Genomic DNA, 14,099 nt, shown 5'->3' on the forward strand with positions numbered 1-14,099 from the left:
GTAGGATGGGCCCGGCCAGCGGTCATTTTTCGTCAGCCACCGTGCTGTCTCACCCGAGGATGGTAATGGCCGAAGACGCCCGCCGCGGGGCCCGGCCCGCCAGTGGTCCGAGCGTCCCCGCCGACGCTCCCACCGGCCGCCCGGTCTGGCCCGCCACCGGCCGGCTGACCGGGCTGCGGCTGACGGCCCGGCGGTGGACCGCGCTGGCCGTGGCGTCGGCGCTGCTGCTCACGGGCGGGCTCACCGTGGCCTGGTCCGGCGCGGACGAGCCGGACCCGGCGGACCAGGTGGCGATCGGCTGGCACACCTCCGAACCCCCGGGCCGCCCCACCCTGCGCGGCCTCGCGCCCGCCACGGTGCGGTTCGGCACGGCGGTCAGCGCCCGGATGCTCGACGACGTGCCGTACCGGGCCACCCTGGCGGCGGACTTCACCGCCGTCACCCCGGAGAACGCCATGAAGTGGGAGGTCCTGCAACCCACGCCGGACCGCTACGACTGGACCGACGCCGACCGGATCGTGGAGCTCGCCCAGGCCAACGGCCAGGCCGTCTACGGACACACCCTGGTGTGGCACAGCAGCGTACCGGCGTGGGTGTCGGAGTCCTGGTCGCGGGAGCGACTGCGGTCCCTGCTGCGCCAGCACGTCATGACGGTGGCCGCCCGCTACCGGGGCAAGGTCTGGGCGTGGGACGTCGTCAACGAGGTGCTGGCCGAGGACGGCTCGCTGCGCGACACCATCTGGCTGCGCCGGCTCGGCCCCGGCTACATCGCCGACGCGTTCCGCTGGGCGCGGGAGGCCGACCCGGACGCCCGGCTGTTCATCAACGACTACGACACCGAGGGCCGCACCAGGAAGGCCGACGCCCTGTGGCGGCTGGTGCGCGACCTGCGGGCCGCGGGCGTGCCGGTGCAGGGCGTCGGCTTCCAGAGCCACTTGCGGTCCGGCCGGCAGCCCCGCGACGTGACCGGCAACCTGCGCCGGTTCGCGGCGCTGGGGGTCGCGGTCGCGATCACCGAGCTGGACGTGCGGATCCCCCTTCCGGTCAGCCAGGAAGAGCTGGTCAACCAGGCGCTGCTCTACCAGCACATGCTGGCCGCCTGCCTGGCCGTGCCGACCTGCGAGTCGTTCACGGTCTGGGGCTTCACCGACGCCAGCAGCTGGATCCCGCACCGCTATCGCGGCTACGGCGCGGCCTGCCTGTTTGACGCCGAGATGCGGCCCAAGCAGGCGCACCGGGCGCTGATCGCCGAGCTCCAGGGCCGGGCGCCGGGCGCGCCCCGCTGAACCCGCGGCCCCGGCCGCGATCGATGCATCATCGACCGAACCGCCGATGGCCGTGGCCGGCCGGCAGACGTACGGTGCATGCCGCGATCTCCCGACGGGGGCTGTCGTACAGGAAGGACGATCGTGTCGCTGAACACCCGGGTGCCCGCGCAGCAGACGGCGGCGAAGCGCGGCGCTCACGTCGACGCCGGCGTGATCACACCCTCACACGGCTTCGCCAGGGCGGCCTTCGGCCGCCGAGTCACCCCACGGGTGATGTGGCACCGCCCGTACATCCTCTGGCTGCTCGTGCTCGACCTGCTGGCCGCGTTGGCGGCCTCCCAGACCGCCGTGGGCCTGCTGGAGAAGGCGGACGCCGGCTTCCACAACCCGGCCGCCCCCGGCGGCGTCGACGGCCTCTTCGTGCTGGTGGCCAACCTCGGCATCCCGCTCGGCTGGGTGCTGCTGCTCGCCGCCTGCGGCGCCTACGACCGCCGGGCGTTGGGCACCGGCACCGAGGAACTGAAGCGGGTGGTGCGCGCCGACATCGCGATGGCCGCCACCGTCTCGCTGCTGGCGCTGGGCTTCAAGAAGGACCTGTCCCGGCTGACCGTGCTCCTCGTCGTCACCGCCGCCCTGCTGTACACCCTGATCGGCCGGTTCGTCGCCCGCTGCGTGCTGCGCCACCTGCGCCGCACGGGCGCGCACGCGTCGCAGAAGATCCTGCTGGTCGGGAAGCTCTCCGACGCGCTCGCCCTCTATGACGTGGCGACCCGCAATCCGGCCGCCGGCCTGCGGCCGATCGCCATCCACCTGCCCCAGCACCCGCGGCCCGGCGAGACGGTGACCGCGCCGGTCCCGGTCTACGTCGGGTGGGAGCTGGTGCCTCTGGTGCAGGAGATCGGCGCGGACACCATCGCGGTCTGCGGACCGGCCAGCCTCGAGTCGTACGAGCTGCGGAAGCTGGCCTGGCAACTGGAGGGGACCGGGCTGGACCTCGTCGTCGTGCCGCAGGTGACCGACGTGACCGGCCCGCGCATCCACGTCCGGCCGGTCGACGGGCTGCCCCTGCTGACCGTCGAGGAGCCCACGCTCTCCGGCCTGTCCCTGGTGGCGAAGAGCGCCCTCGACCGGATCACCGCCCTGTTCGGGTTGATCCTGCTCAGTCCGGTCCTGTTCGGCATCGCCCTGGCGATCAAGCTGACCGACCCGGGGCCGGTGATGTTCCGGCAGAGCCGCATCGGCTACCAGGGCAAGGCGTTCAAGGTGTGGAAGTTCCGCACCATGTACACCGACGCGGAGCAGCGGCTGGAGGCCCTGCGCGGGCAGAACGAGAGCGACGGCCTGCTGTTCAAGATGAAGGACGACCCACGGGTCACCCCCATCGGCAAGCACCTGCGGGCGCTGTCCCTCGACGAGCTGCCCCAGCTGATCAACGTGCTGACCGGGCAGATGTCCCTGGTCGGGCCCCGCCCGCTGCCCACCGAGGACGACGACTACCAGGGCGACGTGCGGCGCCGGCTGCTGGTCCGGCCGGGCATCACCGGGCTCTGGCAGGTCTCCGGCCGCTCCGACCTGACCTGGGACGACGCGGTACGACTCGACCTGCACTACGTCGACAACTGGTCGCTGACGTACGACATCGGCATCCTGTGGCGCACGGTCAGCGTGGTGCTGGCCCGGCGGGGCGCGTACTGACCCGGGAAACGTCGGGGGGCCGCGGGCGGAGTGACCTCCGCCCGCGGCCCCCGAGGCCGTTCGGCTAGTTCTTCTTGTCCTTCTGCGCCGCGTCGATGATCTCCTGGACCGAGTCCCGGCGGACCGCGTCGTAGCAGATCCGGACCTTCTCGGGGTCGGCGAAGACCACGCTCTGACCGCCGGCGTTGCCGGTGCCCTTCGTCGGGCTGGTCAGGAAGGTGACGTTGCCGCCGCGCAGCCCGCGCAGGTCGGTGGCCGTGGAGAGCAGGGACATCTGCTCGTCCACCGACACCGCGCTGGACGTCGCCTTGACGAAGTCGTTGAGCTTGCCGGGGCTGCTCAGGATGCCGCCGGAGGCCGCCTGGTCCAGGATCGCCCGGATAACCTGCTGCTGGTGCCGGATCCGGGCGAAGTCCCCGTCGGCGAACTGCTTGCGCTGGCGGGAGTAGTCCAGCGCCGCCTCGCCGTCCAACCGCTGCGGGCCGGCCGGGAAGGTGCGGAACGGTGGGTGGATGGATTTGAACTGCTTCTCCGCGGTCACCTCGATGCCGCCCAGCGCGTCGACGATCTCCTTGAAGCCGGCGAAGTCCACCATCATCACGTTGTCGACCCGCACCCCGGTGAACTTCTCCACGGTCTGCACCATCAGCGGCACCCCGCCCCAGGCGAACGCCGCGTTGATCTTGGCCTTCCGGCCGCCGTGCCGGCCGTCCTTCGACTTCGGCACGTCCACCCAGGTGTCCCGCGGAATCGAGATCAGCTGCGCGCTGGAATGGTCCGCCGGAATGTGCGCCAGGATGATCGTGTCGGTCCGCGACCCACCGGTGCTCTCCGGGTCCCGCGAGTCACTGCCCAGGATCATGAAGTTCCGGGCACCCTTGGCGCCGGCCTGCGGCCGGCCCTCCTCCGGGACGTCCTTGAAGGCGTCCACCCGGTCGATGTCCTTCTCCACCGACCGCAGATAGAGTGCGCCACCACCGACACCCGCCCCCACCAGCAGCACCACGGCCAGCAGGCTGAACAGGAGGATCCGGCGCCAGCGGCGGCGCTTCGGCGGAGGAGCGTCGCTGCCCGCCGGGTCTTGCCCGCCGGCCCAGAGAGCCGGCTCGGGTTCCGTGTACTGCTGAGGATGCATGCGGCGATGCTACTGAGTTCGAAGAATGCTCGCGTGCCCCGTCCGGCCCTCGTCCGGGTCCGCCGGGCGGGCTGAGCCGACGAGCCCCCGGAGCACCCGTCCACAGTGGTAGAACAACGGCATGACCGCGCCGACCGTCGTCGCCATCCACACGTACCCGGTCAAGGGCTGCCACCGGCTCGACCACCGCGACGCCCGGGTCGAACCGTGGGGCCTGGCCGGCGACCGGCGGTGGCTGCTGGTCGACGCCGACGGCGTCGGCGTCACCCAGCGCGAGACCACCGATCTGGTCCGGCTGCACGCCCGGCCACGCCCCGGCGGCCTGCTGCTCACCGCGCCCGGCCGGCCCGACCTCGACGTCGCCGAGCCGACCACCGCCGCCCCGCTGCCGGTGCGGGTGTTCCGGAGCCGGCTGCCCGTCGACGCCCTACCCGCCGGCGCCGCCGCCGACCGGTGGCTCACCGACCTGGTCGGCCGCCCCGTCCGGCTGGTCTGGCTGGCCCACCCCACCCGGCACGTCCGCCCCGACGGGCGCGCCCACGACACCGGAGACCAGGTCAGCTTCGCCGACGAATACCCGCTGCTGCTCACCAGCACCGCCTCCCTCGCCGCGCTGCACGACTGGCTCGTCGAGGCCGGCGAGGAACCGGTGCCGATGACCCGCTTCCGCCCCAACCTGGTCATCCAGGGCGCCCCGGCCTGGGCCGAGGACGACTGGGCCGGCCGCCGGCTGCGCATCGGCGAGGTCAGCTACCGCGCCGCCGGGCCGTGCGACCGCTGCGTCGTCACCACCACCGACCAGGAAACCGGGGTACGCGGCAGGGAGCCGCTGCGCACCCTGGCCCGGCACCGCAACATCGACCAGCAACTCCTCTTCGGGCTGCACCTGGTCCCCGAAGGCACCGGCCAAGTGGCCATCGGCGACCCGGTTGCGGTGTAAGGAGGGTGCCCTTATTAACAGACGTCTGTTAATAAGGGCACCCTCCTAACGCGGCTTATCTTTCGCTTAGCTCGCTTGTCCCGCCGCCGGCCACTGCGGCAGCATGCACGGACGTGACCGACCTCGCCCCGCCCGGCGGCCCCGGCCGGCGGCGTGCCCACCCCCGCCACGTCCGCCGACTCGCCGCCGTCGGCGTGACCGCCCTGGCCGCGCTGGTCGGGCTGACCCTCGCCCTCCGGTCCACCGCCGCGCCCGCCTGCGCCGTCCCGCCCGCCCCCGGCAGCGTCCACAGCGGAAAGGCCACCTTCTACGACTCCGCCGGCCAGGGCGGGAACTGCTCCTACCCGAGCGCCCCCGCCAACCACCGCTACGTCGCCCTCGGCCCCAGCGAGTACGCCGCCGGCGCCGCCTGTGGCGGCCACCTCGACGTCACCGGCCCCCAGGGCACCGTCCGGGTCCTCGTCATGGACCAGTGTCCGGAATGCGCGCCCGGCCACCTCGACCTGTCCGCCGAGGCGTTCGCGCAGATCGCCGACCCGGTCAAGGGTGTCGTACCGGTCAGCTACCGCGCCGTGGTCGACCCGCCGCTGTCCGGCCCGCTCACCTTCCGGATCAAGGAAGGCGCGTCCCAGTGGTGGTTCGCCGTGCTCGTCGGCGACCACGGCAACCCGCTGCGGGCCGTCGAGGTCCGCCAGGGCGACACCTGGCGCGCGGCCAGCCGGCAGGACTACAACTACTGGCTCATCGACTCCGGTGCCGGCCCCGGCCCGTTCACCATCCGGGTCACCGACACGAACGGACACCGCGCCACCGCCACCGGCATCCAGCTGGCGCCGGGCCGCACCCAACGCGCCGACGTCCGGATGTACGGCGGCACGACGGCCACCGAGAAGCGCTCCGCCGCGCCCAGCCGGTCGGCCTCGGCGCGCCCCTCGGCCACCTCCAGCGCGCGGGTCAGCGCCAGCGCCAGTGCCCGCCCTCGGGGCAGCGCCAGTGGCACGCCGGTCGGGTCGCTGTCGGCGGCCCCGTCCACGGCGGTGCTGGACGCCGCGGCCGGTGCGACCGGTGCGGCCACCCCACCGGCGGCCGAGCCGGCCAGCTGCGCCGGCTGACGGGCCGGCCGGGTCGCGCGGACTGACCCACCGGTACCCCGCCGCACCCCGCATGCGACTCCCGGCCCTGTCGCCGCCCGGGCCTGGCGTCGCCCAGTCATGCGGCGTCTGTGGCGCGTCCCTTCTCGCGAGTGGCCGGGTTGCAGCGTGTCGCGTTGTCCGGTCGCTCGAAGTGGCCGGAATGCGGCGGATGGGGTGGACGTCGCTGCGCGGCGGCTCGCTAGCCGTTCACTGGCGCGTTGATCGGCTGGGGCTGGGGCTGGGGCTGGGGCTGGGGCTGGGGCTGGGTGGCGTGACGGCAGGCGGGCCGGCGGTCACCCGGCCGTCGCCGGCACCGCACGCCAGAGGAACACCTCGTCGCGCTCGTCGCCCGGGGCCACCCGCAGCGAGCGCGGCAGCCGGCCCACCTCCCGGAAGCCCACCTTGCCGTAGAACCGTTCCAGGCCGTGGCCGCCGCGCACCGTCACCAGCAGCGCCTCCCAGCCCAGCTCGGCGGCGAGTCGGATCGCCTCGCTCATCAGCGCCAGGCCGTAGCCGCGGCCCTGGGTGTCCGGGGCGACCATCACCCGCTTCACCGTGCGCCAGTGGCCGGCCAGGTGGAACCGGTTGTCGGCGAAGAACAACACCGCCACCGGCCGGTCGCCCGCGTAGCCGACCAGCAGGCGGTCCGGGCCGTCGGTGACGTCCGCGACGGCGCGCTCGGCGACCGGGCGGACCTGGTCGGCGGTCACCGGGGCGACGAAGCCGATGGAACCGCCGGCGTTGGTGGCGTCAACCCAGAGGTCGACGATCCGGTCGCGGAGGGCGGGGGTGAGCTCGGGGTCGAGGACGAAGCGCAGGGTCACCGGGCCATCCTGCGGCAGCCGAGAGTCCGCAGTCGTCGGACTGTGGGCTCAATGACACCGCACAGCCGGCTGCCGGGCACGGCCAGCCGTGCAGCTCTTGACCTTGGCGCGCCACGGGGAAGAATTGGTGCGGGAGAGGGGACTCGAACCCCCACGTCCTCACGGACACAGGATCCTAAATCCTGCGTGTCTGCCCATTTCACCACTCCCGCTCGGATCAGAGTCTAGAACGTCGATCGGCGCGGGTGGGAAGGCCGGCTCCGCGCAGGATGTTTGACACCATCCCATGGCTGACCGCACATGCCCCCTCCGTGGCCTCCTCGATGACCCTGGCCAGCTTGCGGGGCCCGAGATCGGGCTGCGCCAGGGCGTGCTGGATGACCGTCTCCCTGATCGCGCCTCTAGCCGCAGCCGTAATGGCAGAAGGGGGAGACACCGTGCCCGTGGTGGCGAGGCGTTGCCGGAGCCGCCGCACCTGACCGCGGTCGCAGCCAATGTGCCGTGCGGCCTGGCTCGGGGTGAGCGCGCCCGCCTCGACCAGTTTGATCACCTCGGTCACCTGCTCGGTTGTCATCGGCAGATCAGTGGCAACCGGTAACGGAGGCGGTGGCGGAGGCGGCGGCGGGATGGAGGGTTTCCGGTTGCGCCCCGCGTAGGTCGATGTCTGGCTGTGGCAGTTGGGGCAGAGCAGCCGCAGGTTGGGCGGCCGATTGTCCAGAAAGTCACCACTGATGTGGTCGACGTGCAGGATCAACGGCCGGTCCCGCCAGCGCGGGCCGATGCCGCACTCTTCGCACTCCTCGGGGACGCCGATGTCGCGCAAGGCCCACTTGAGCCGCACACCGGGCGTGCGGCGGGACCCTTCGGGCAACCGCAGCAGCAGTTGTTGTGACGTCGTGCGTCGCTCCCCGCGGCGGCCCTTGTTGTGCGCGCTGCCGGTGAAGTGCGAGGTGTCGATGCCGAAGCGTTTGAGCTGCCGGCTGATGTGCGCGTGCGAGCCGCCGCTGGCCCGTACGCCGAGCAGCCGCAGCACCTCGGCGATGCTGTGCGCGCCGGCGGCCGCCGCGGCGAGCGCCTCGGGGGTGTACCGGTACCGGACCACGTACGCACCGTAGTGGCCCGGTCCGACAGGATCAGTCCAGCCCGAGGTCGCGGCGCAGCTTGGCGACGTGCCCGGTGGCCTTGACGTTGTAGAGCGCCCGTTCGATCTTGCCGTCCGGGTCGATGACGAAGGTGGAGCGGATCACCCCGGTCACCGTCTTGCCGTACATCTGCTTCTCGCCGTACGCGCCGTAGGCGGTGAGCACCGTCTTGTCGGTGTCGGCGACCAGCGGGAAGGTGATGGCGTCGCGCTCGCGGAACTTGGCGAGCTTGGCGGGCTTGTCGGGGGAGATGCCGACGACCTCGTAGCCGGCGGCCTGGAGCGAGGCGAGCGAGTCGCGGAAGTCGCAGGCCTGCTTGGTGCAGCCGGGGGTCATCGCGGCCGGGTACGCGTACAGGATGACCCGGCGGCCGCGCAGGTCGGCCAGGGAGAGCGTCTCGCCGGTGTCGGTGGGCAGGGTGAACTCGGGCGCGGGGTCGCCGGGGCTGAGGCGGTCGGTCATGGCGCAGACGATACCGCCGGCGCCGGTGCCGCCCCGTGAGCCGACCCGGTGGTTGGCGCGACATGCCGCAGGTCGCGGGTTCCGGTGCCCTGGATGGCCCCACCTGTCGGCGTGTCGCGCCCTCGGGCCACGAAGGGGCCGCGAGGGGCCGAAGGGGCCGCGCCCACCGAGGGCCGGGGCCACCGAGGGCCGGGGCCACGGAGGGTCAGGGCCACGGAGGGCCGGGGCCACGGAGGGTCAGGGCCACGGAGGGCCGGGGCCACGGAGGGTCAGGGTCACGGAGGGTCAGCCGGGTGATCAAGGCCATGCCTTGTTGCAAAGGATTGGCAACAGCAGGGTGCGGGAAATACGCTGACCCGTGCCGGCGTGGACCCGCCACGGCGGGCGGCGGGAGGTCGCGTGCAAACCCTGGCTATGCACATCTCGAACGGGATCATCAACGGTCCCGTCGCGGCGGTGTTCGGGGCCCTCGCCCTCGCCGCGTTGACGTTCTGCGTGTTGCGCGCCCGCGCCGACCTGGACGACCGGTTGGCGCCGATGGCGGGCCTGGTGGCGGCGTTCATCTTCGCCGTGCAGATGCTCAACTTCCCGATCTTCACCGCCGGGGTCAGCGGCCACCTGCTCGGCGGGGCGCTGGCCGCGCTGCTGGTCGGCCCGTGGGTGGGCGCGCTCTGTGTGGCCGTCGTGCTGGTCGTGCAGGCGCTGGTGTTCGGCGACGGCGGGGTGGCGATGCTCGGCCTGAACATCACCAACATGGCCCTGCTGGGCACCGCGGCGGCGTACCTGCTGATCGCCCTGCTGCTGCGGGTGCTGCCGCGCACCCGGGCCGGGCTGGCGGTCACCGCGTTCGTCTCCGCGCTGGTCAGCGTGGTCGTCGCGAGCCAGGGCTTCGTGCTCCAGTACGCCCTGGGCGGCACCACCGACCTCGGCGGCAACCTGGCCGGGCTGGCCGGCACGATGGCCGTCGCGCACCTGCTGATCGGCATCGGCGAGGGCCTGATCACCGCGACCACCGTGCTCACCGTGGCCAAGGTCCGGCCCGACCTGGTGTACGCGCTGCGGTCCCGCCGGGCCGCCGCGCCGGCCGTCGCCGTTCCGGTCGCCGGGGGTGTGCGATGAGGAAGCGGACCTGGGGTTTCGTCGGGGTCGGCCTGCTGGCCGCCCTGCTGCTGGCCGGCGTGGTCAGCAACTACGCCTCGTCGCACCCGGACGGGCTGGACTCCTCGCTGCTCAAGGGCTGCACGGTGAACGCCGACCACGAGATCACCGGCGGCAGCTGCCCGGCCCAGCAGGCCCGGGAGCACGAGCTGGCCGACAGCCCGCTGGCCGACTACGGGATCAAGGGCGTGGACAGCGACTTCCTCTCCACCGGGCTCTCCGGCGTGGTCGGCGTGCTGCTCACCTTCGCCGTCGGCGGGGGCGCGTTCTGGCTGCTCCGCCGCCGCACCCCGGCCGGTGACGGCCCGACGACCGCCGCTGGCCCGACGACCGGTGACCGTCCGACGACCGCCGCCGGCCCGACGACCGGTGACGAGCCGGGGAACGACCGGGACACCGACACCGACCGGCCGGCCGTGGACGCCGGCCGGGGCCCGACCGGCTGAGCGGGGCGGACCGGCCGATGGGCGCGGGACACGCGCACGTGCTCTACCGGGCGGGGGACACCCCGGTGCACCGCCTGCCGCCGGAGGTCAAGATCGCCGCGATGGTGCTCTTCACCCTGGCGGTGGTGGCCACCCCGCGCGAGGCGTTCTGGGCGTTCGGCGGGTACGCGCTGCTGGTCGCCGTGGTGGCCGCGCTGGCCCGGGTCGGGGCGCGCTGGCTGCTGCTGCGGGCCATGATCGAGCTGCCGTTCGTGCTCTTCGCGTTCGCGTTGCCGTTCCTCGGGGCGGGGGAGCGGGTCGGGCTGGCCGGCCTCCAGCTCTCCGTCGACGGCCTGTACGGCGGGTGGAACATCCTGGCCAAGGGCACCCTGGGCGTACTCGCGTCGTTGCTGCTGGCGGCGACCACGACGACCCGGGACCTGATCCTCGGCCTGGACCGGCTGCGCTGCCCGCAGGTGCTCACCCAGATCGCCACCTTCATGCTGCGCTACCTGGACGTGTTGGTGGCCGAGGCGCGGCGGATGCGGGTGGCCCGGCTGTCCCGCGGCGACGATCCCCGTTTCCTGTGGCAGCTGCGCGGCTTCGCGGCCGGCGTCGGCGCGCTGTTCCTGCGCGCGTTCGAGCGGGGTGAGCGGGTCTACCTGGCGATGCTCTCCCGGGGCTACACCGGCCGGATGCCGGTGGTGTGGCAGGGGGCGGGCGCGGCCACCGCCGGGCAGTGGGCGGTCGCCGCGGTGGTGCCGGTGGTGGCGGTGGCGATCGCCGCCGCCGCGCTGGTCCTGACATGATCGGGGGCGTGCAGACCTCCGCTGTCTCCCTGGACGTGCGCGGCGTCCGGTACGCCTACCCGGACGGCTATGTCGCGCTGCACGGCGTGGACCTGGCGGTGCCGCGCGGCGACCGGGTGGCGTTGCTGGGGCCGAACGGGGCCGGCAAGACCACCCTGGTGCTGCACCTCAACGGCATCCTGACCCCGACCGAGGGGACGGTCACCGTGGGCGGGCTGACGGTGCGCCCGGACCGGGCCACGCTGGCCGAGATCCGCCGCCGGGTGGGCGTCGTCTTCCAGGACCCGGACGACCAGCTCTTCCTGCCCACGGTCGCCGAGGACGTGGCGTTCGGCCCGGCCAACCTGGGGTTGCGCGGGGCGGAGCTGGCCGAACGGGTGGACGAGGCCCTCGCGGCGGTGGGGATGGCCGAGCACCGGGACCGGACGCCGCACCACCTGTCGTTCGGGCAGCGCCGCCGGGTGGCGGTGGCCACCGTGCTGGCGATGCGCCCGGAGATCCTGGTGCTGGACGAGCCGTCGTCGAACCTGGACCCGGCGGCCCGGCGGGAGCTGGCCGAGATCCTGCGCGGGCTGCCGGTGACCCTGCTGATGGTCACCCATGACCTGCCGTACGCGGCGGAGCTGTGCGACCGGTCGGTGGTCCTGGACGGCGGCCGGGTGGTCGCCGACGGCCCCACCCGGGAGGTGCTCACCGACGAGGCGCTGCTCGCCCGGCACCGGCTGGAGCTGCCCTACGGTTTCAACCCCCACGCGCTGCCCCGCCCCTGACCGGCGTCGACCGGGGTCGGTGCGGGTGCCGGGGCGCGGCGGGCGGCGGCGTGCAGCCGGAGCAGTCCGGCGCCGAGCGCGCCGAGACCGGTGCCCAGGGCGAGGACGACCAGCACCCGGGCCCACCCGGCCGGCCACGGCACCGGGGCCACCGCCCGGGACAGCATGGCCAGGTTGGCGAAGCCGCCGAAGAGGGCGAGGCCGGCTCCGGCCAGGGCGAGCGCGAAGTCGGCCGCCGGCCGGCGGGCCAGCGCCCAGCCGCCGGCGGCGATCGCGCCCACCGCGGTGGCGAGGGCCCAGATCCGGTCGGTGAGCAGCCCGGCCAGCAGGCCGCCCGCGCCCTGCGCGCCGGCGTCCAGCTCCCGGCCGACGAGCAGGACGACCAGGCCGATCCCGCCGGCGGCCAGCAGCGCGCCGACCGCGCCGAGCCCGCGCGCCCCGGCGCGGCCGGGCAGCAGGCCGGCCCCGGCGACGGCCAGGAAGCCGAGCGCGGCGGCCACCCACCACGGGTACGGGTCGGGTGGCGGCAGCCAGTCCAGGGTGCCGCGTACGGTCAGCTCCTCGTCGGCGTCGCGCAGCGGGACCGTCCAGTCGCGTACCCGGTGTTCCCGGGTCGGGTCGGCGGCCACCTGCGCGGGGGGCGCGTCGTCGAGCCACCGGGTCCGCTGGTCGTGCCAGCGCACGGCCGGCCCGTCGTCGACCCGCCGCCACACCGGGGTGGCCGCCGGGTCGGCCTCGGGGGAGAGCTGGGTGTCGCCGGCGAGGGTCCGGTTCAGGTACGTGGCCGGGGAGCGGGTGTTCTCGTACACCCCGGACGGCCCGACCCGCAGGTACGGCTCGCCGGAGTAGCCGATCACCACGACGTCCCGCCCGGTGCGGTTGACCAGCTCCAGCCGGGCGCCCGCCTCGATCACCCGTACGGTCAGCTCGGGACGGGCCGGGGTCACGGCGGTGACCTCGGTGCGGTAGTCGGTGGCGTCGGGGGCGTCGGCGCCGTGCGCGGCGGCGGGGGCGGCGAGGGCGAGGGTGGCGGCGAGGACGGCGGCGAGCACCGTGCCCGCGCGGCGCAGTGGGGCGGGGATCACTTGCCGGCCGCCTCCACCGCGGCCCTGATGCCGTCGGGGGACCGGTCCTGGACCGGCTTGCCGTCGACCAGGATGGTCGGGGTGCTGGTCACGCCGGCCCGGCCGGCGTCGTCGGTGACCCGCTCGGTCCACGGCTTGTACGTCCCGTCCCGCACGCAGGCGCCGAAGTCGTCCCGGTTCAGCCCGACCCCGGCGCCGATGTCGATCAGCTCGTCGTCGCTGAGCCCGGCGCTGCCCTCGGCCGGCTGCCGGGCGAAGAGCTGGTCGGTGAACTCCTTGAACTTGCCGCCCTTGGCGGCGCAGCCGGCGGCGGCCGACGCCCGGGTGGAGTATTCCGTGGTGGAGAACCGGTTGAGGAAGGCGACCGGGTGGAAGATCACCTTCGCCTTGCCCTCGTTGACCAGCTGGTCGACGGTCGGGCCGCTGGTCTGCTGGAACTGCCGGCAGGCCGGGCAGAGGTAGTCCTCGTAGAGGTCGATGGTCACCTTGCCGGTGCCGAGCACGATGCCGTTGCCGGCGTCGTTGGCACCCGGCGGGGCGGTGAAGGTGTCCGACCGCTGGCTGCGGAAGACGCTCCAGCCGATCAGGCCGGCGATCACCAGCACCACCACCGCCGCCACGCTCGTCCAGAGCGCCCGCTTGCGGCGCTTCTCCCGGGCGATCTGCTCGCGGACCACCCGGTTCGCGGATTTCTGCCCCTTGCGACTACTCATCGTCGTCCTCCACGGCGGGTTCGCCCGCCAGCCAGCCGTCCACCGAGAACGGCGTGCGGGGCCAGCGCAGCAGGTAGCCGGCCAGTACCAGGAAGCCCAGGTCCCGGAGGATCTCCGGAAGGTAGCTCGGGGCCTGGCCGGCGGCGAGCTGCCCGCCGCTGCCGAAGCACCCGCAGTCGATGGCGAGTCCGCGCGCCCAGGCCGAGGCGATGCCCGCGACGAAGACCACCAGCAGGGCCGCGGAGACGGCGGCGGCCAGCCGGGTGGCCAGGCCGAGCAGCAGGAGCAGCCCGAGCGCCAGCTCCACGAACGGCAGCGCCGCGCCGATCACCATGGCCAGGTCGTACGGCATCACCTGGTACGCGTTCACCGCCCGGCCGGAGGCGGCCAGGTCATCCACCTTGGCGCCGCCGGCGATCAGCCAGACGGCGGCCAGCCCCAGCCGGACGGCGATGCCGAACCACGGCCGGGCGGCGGCCCAGCGGGCCCTCCTGCGCTCGGTGGTCACGGTCATTTGTCGTCCTGTGTCCGGGGAAAGTT

The 14,099-nt window shown here is 73.8% G+C and carries 15 protein-coding genes and 1 tRNA gene; 8 read left to right on the top strand and 8 right to left on the bottom strand.

All coding sequences use genetic code 11. The annotated features are described in order from the left end of the window. Window positions 1–65 precede the first annotated feature (65 nt). Entirely contained in the window at window positions 66–1,286 is a 1,221-nt protein-coding gene (locus tag K7640_RS11340; RefSeq protein WP_222954714.1) for an endo-1,4-beta-xylanase, read from the top strand. Between the two features lie 123 nt (window positions 1,287–1,409). Beyond that, complete coding sequence (locus K7640_RS11345; protein WP_308042517.1) at window positions 1,410–2,963, top strand: sugar transferase; 1,554 nt, start codon at window positions 1,410–1,412, stop codon at window positions 2,961–2,963. A 64-nt stretch (window positions 2,964–3,027) separates the two neighbouring features. Here the strand turns inward: K7640_RS11345 and K7640_RS11350 are convergent, their stop codons facing one another. Continuing rightward, window positions 3,028–4,098: an LCP family protein gene (locus K7640_RS11350; protein ID WP_222954715.1), complete on the bottom strand. Its 1,071-nt coding sequence runs from the start codon at window positions 4,096–4,098 to the stop codon at window positions 3,028–3,030. Window positions 4,099–4,219: 121 nt separating this feature from the next. On the opposite strand from K7640_RS11350, the gene K7640_RS11355 reads away from it, so the two are divergent. Beyond that, window positions 4,220–5,038, top strand: a complete 819-nt coding sequence (locus K7640_RS11355) for an MOSC domain-containing protein (protein ID WP_222954716.1) — start codon at window positions 4,220–4,222, stop codon at window positions 5,036–5,038. A gap of 113 nt (window positions 5,039–5,151) precedes the next feature. Continuing rightward, window positions 5,152–6,150, top strand: coding sequence for an expansin EXLX1 family cellulose-binding protein (locus tag K7640_RS11360; protein WP_308042518.1), 999 nt, complete (start codon window positions 5,152–5,154; stop codon window positions 6,148–6,150). Window positions 6,151–6,464: 314 nt separating this feature from the next. Here K7640_RS11360 and K7640_RS11365 read toward each other — a convergent pair whose 3' ends face one another. The 4 genes from K7640_RS11365 to bcp form a co-directional block, all read right to left on the bottom strand. Further along, window positions 6,465–6,995 (bottom strand): GNAT family N-acetyltransferase, encoded by a 531-nt coding sequence (locus tag K7640_RS11365; RefSeq protein ID WP_222954717.1) that lies wholly within the window; start codon window positions 6,993–6,995, stop codon window positions 6,465–6,467. Between the two features lie 125 nt (window positions 6,996–7,120). After that, window positions 7,121–7,207: transfer RNA gene (locus tag K7640_RS11370), tRNA-Leu, on the bottom strand. A gap of 5 nt (window positions 7,208–7,212) precedes the next feature. After that, on the bottom strand, window positions 7,213–8,097 hold the full coding sequence (locus K7640_RS11375; RefSeq protein ID WP_222954718.1) for an HNH endonuclease: 885 nt from the start codon (window positions 8,095–8,097) through the stop codon (window positions 7,213–7,215). A 31-nt stretch (window positions 8,098–8,128) separates the two neighbouring features. After that, the gene (gene bcp, locus K7640_RS11380) at window positions 8,129–8,599 is read right to left on the bottom strand and encodes a thioredoxin-dependent thiol peroxidase (protein WP_222954719.1); all 471 of its coding nucleotides are present in this window, start codon (window positions 8,597–8,599) and stop codon (window positions 8,129–8,131) included. A 399-nt stretch (window positions 8,600–8,998) separates the two neighbouring features. On the opposite strand from bcp, the gene K7640_RS11385 reads away from it, so the two are divergent. From K7640_RS11385 to K7640_RS11400, 4 genes are read left to right on the top strand one after another with little or no spacing between them, the layout of a single operon-like run. Then, complete coding sequence (locus K7640_RS11385; RefSeq protein ID WP_222954720.1) at window positions 8,999–9,718, top strand: energy-coupling factor ABC transporter permease; 720 nt, start codon at window positions 8,999–9,001, stop codon at window positions 9,716–9,718. Further along, a complete protein-coding gene (locus K7640_RS11390) occupies window positions 9,715–10,203 on the top strand; it encodes a PDGLE domain-containing protein (RefSeq protein WP_222954721.1) in 489 nt (162 codons plus the stop codon). The genes K7640_RS11385 and K7640_RS11390 overlap by 4 nt, the downstream gene beginning before the upstream one ends. Window positions 10,204–10,220: 17 nt before the next feature. Further along, window positions 10,221–10,991, top strand: a complete 771-nt coding sequence (cbiQ, locus tag K7640_RS11395; protein WP_222954722.1) for a cobalt ECF transporter T component CbiQ — start codon at window positions 10,221–10,223, stop codon at window positions 10,989–10,991. After that, a complete protein-coding gene (locus K7640_RS11400; protein ID WP_222954723.1) occupies window positions 10,988–11,761 on the top strand; it encodes an energy-coupling factor ABC transporter ATP-binding protein in 774 nt (257 codons plus the stop codon). The genes cbiQ and K7640_RS11400 overlap by 4 nt, the downstream gene beginning before the upstream one ends. Here the strand turns inward: K7640_RS11400 and K7640_RS11405 are convergent. From K7640_RS11405 to K7640_RS11415, 3 genes are read right to left on the bottom strand one after another with little or no spacing between them, the layout of a single operon-like run. Next, entirely contained in the window at window positions 11,725–12,846 is a 1,122-nt protein-coding gene (locus K7640_RS11405; protein WP_308042519.1) for a hypothetical protein, read from the bottom strand. The genes K7640_RS11400 and K7640_RS11405 overlap by 37 nt on opposite strands. Next, window positions 12,843–13,559, bottom strand: a complete 717-nt coding sequence (locus K7640_RS11410) for a thioredoxin domain-containing protein (RefSeq protein ID WP_222954724.1) — start codon at window positions 13,557–13,559, stop codon at window positions 12,843–12,845. The genes K7640_RS11405 and K7640_RS11410 overlap by 4 nt, the downstream gene beginning before the upstream one ends. Continuing rightward, window positions 13,552–14,073 (bottom strand): MauE/DoxX family redox-associated membrane protein, encoded by a 522-nt coding sequence (locus K7640_RS11415; protein ID WP_222954725.1) that lies wholly within the window; start codon window positions 14,071–14,073, stop codon window positions 13,552–13,554. Before K7640_RS11415 ends, K7640_RS11410 begins: the two co-directional genes overlap by 8 nt. Window positions 14,074–14,099: the final 26 nt, after the last annotated feature.

Origin of the sequence: Micromonospora sp. PLK6-60, assembly GCF_019890675.1 — a bacterium.
GTDB lineage: Bacteria > Actinomycetota > Actinomycetes > Mycobacteriales > Micromonosporaceae > Micromonospora.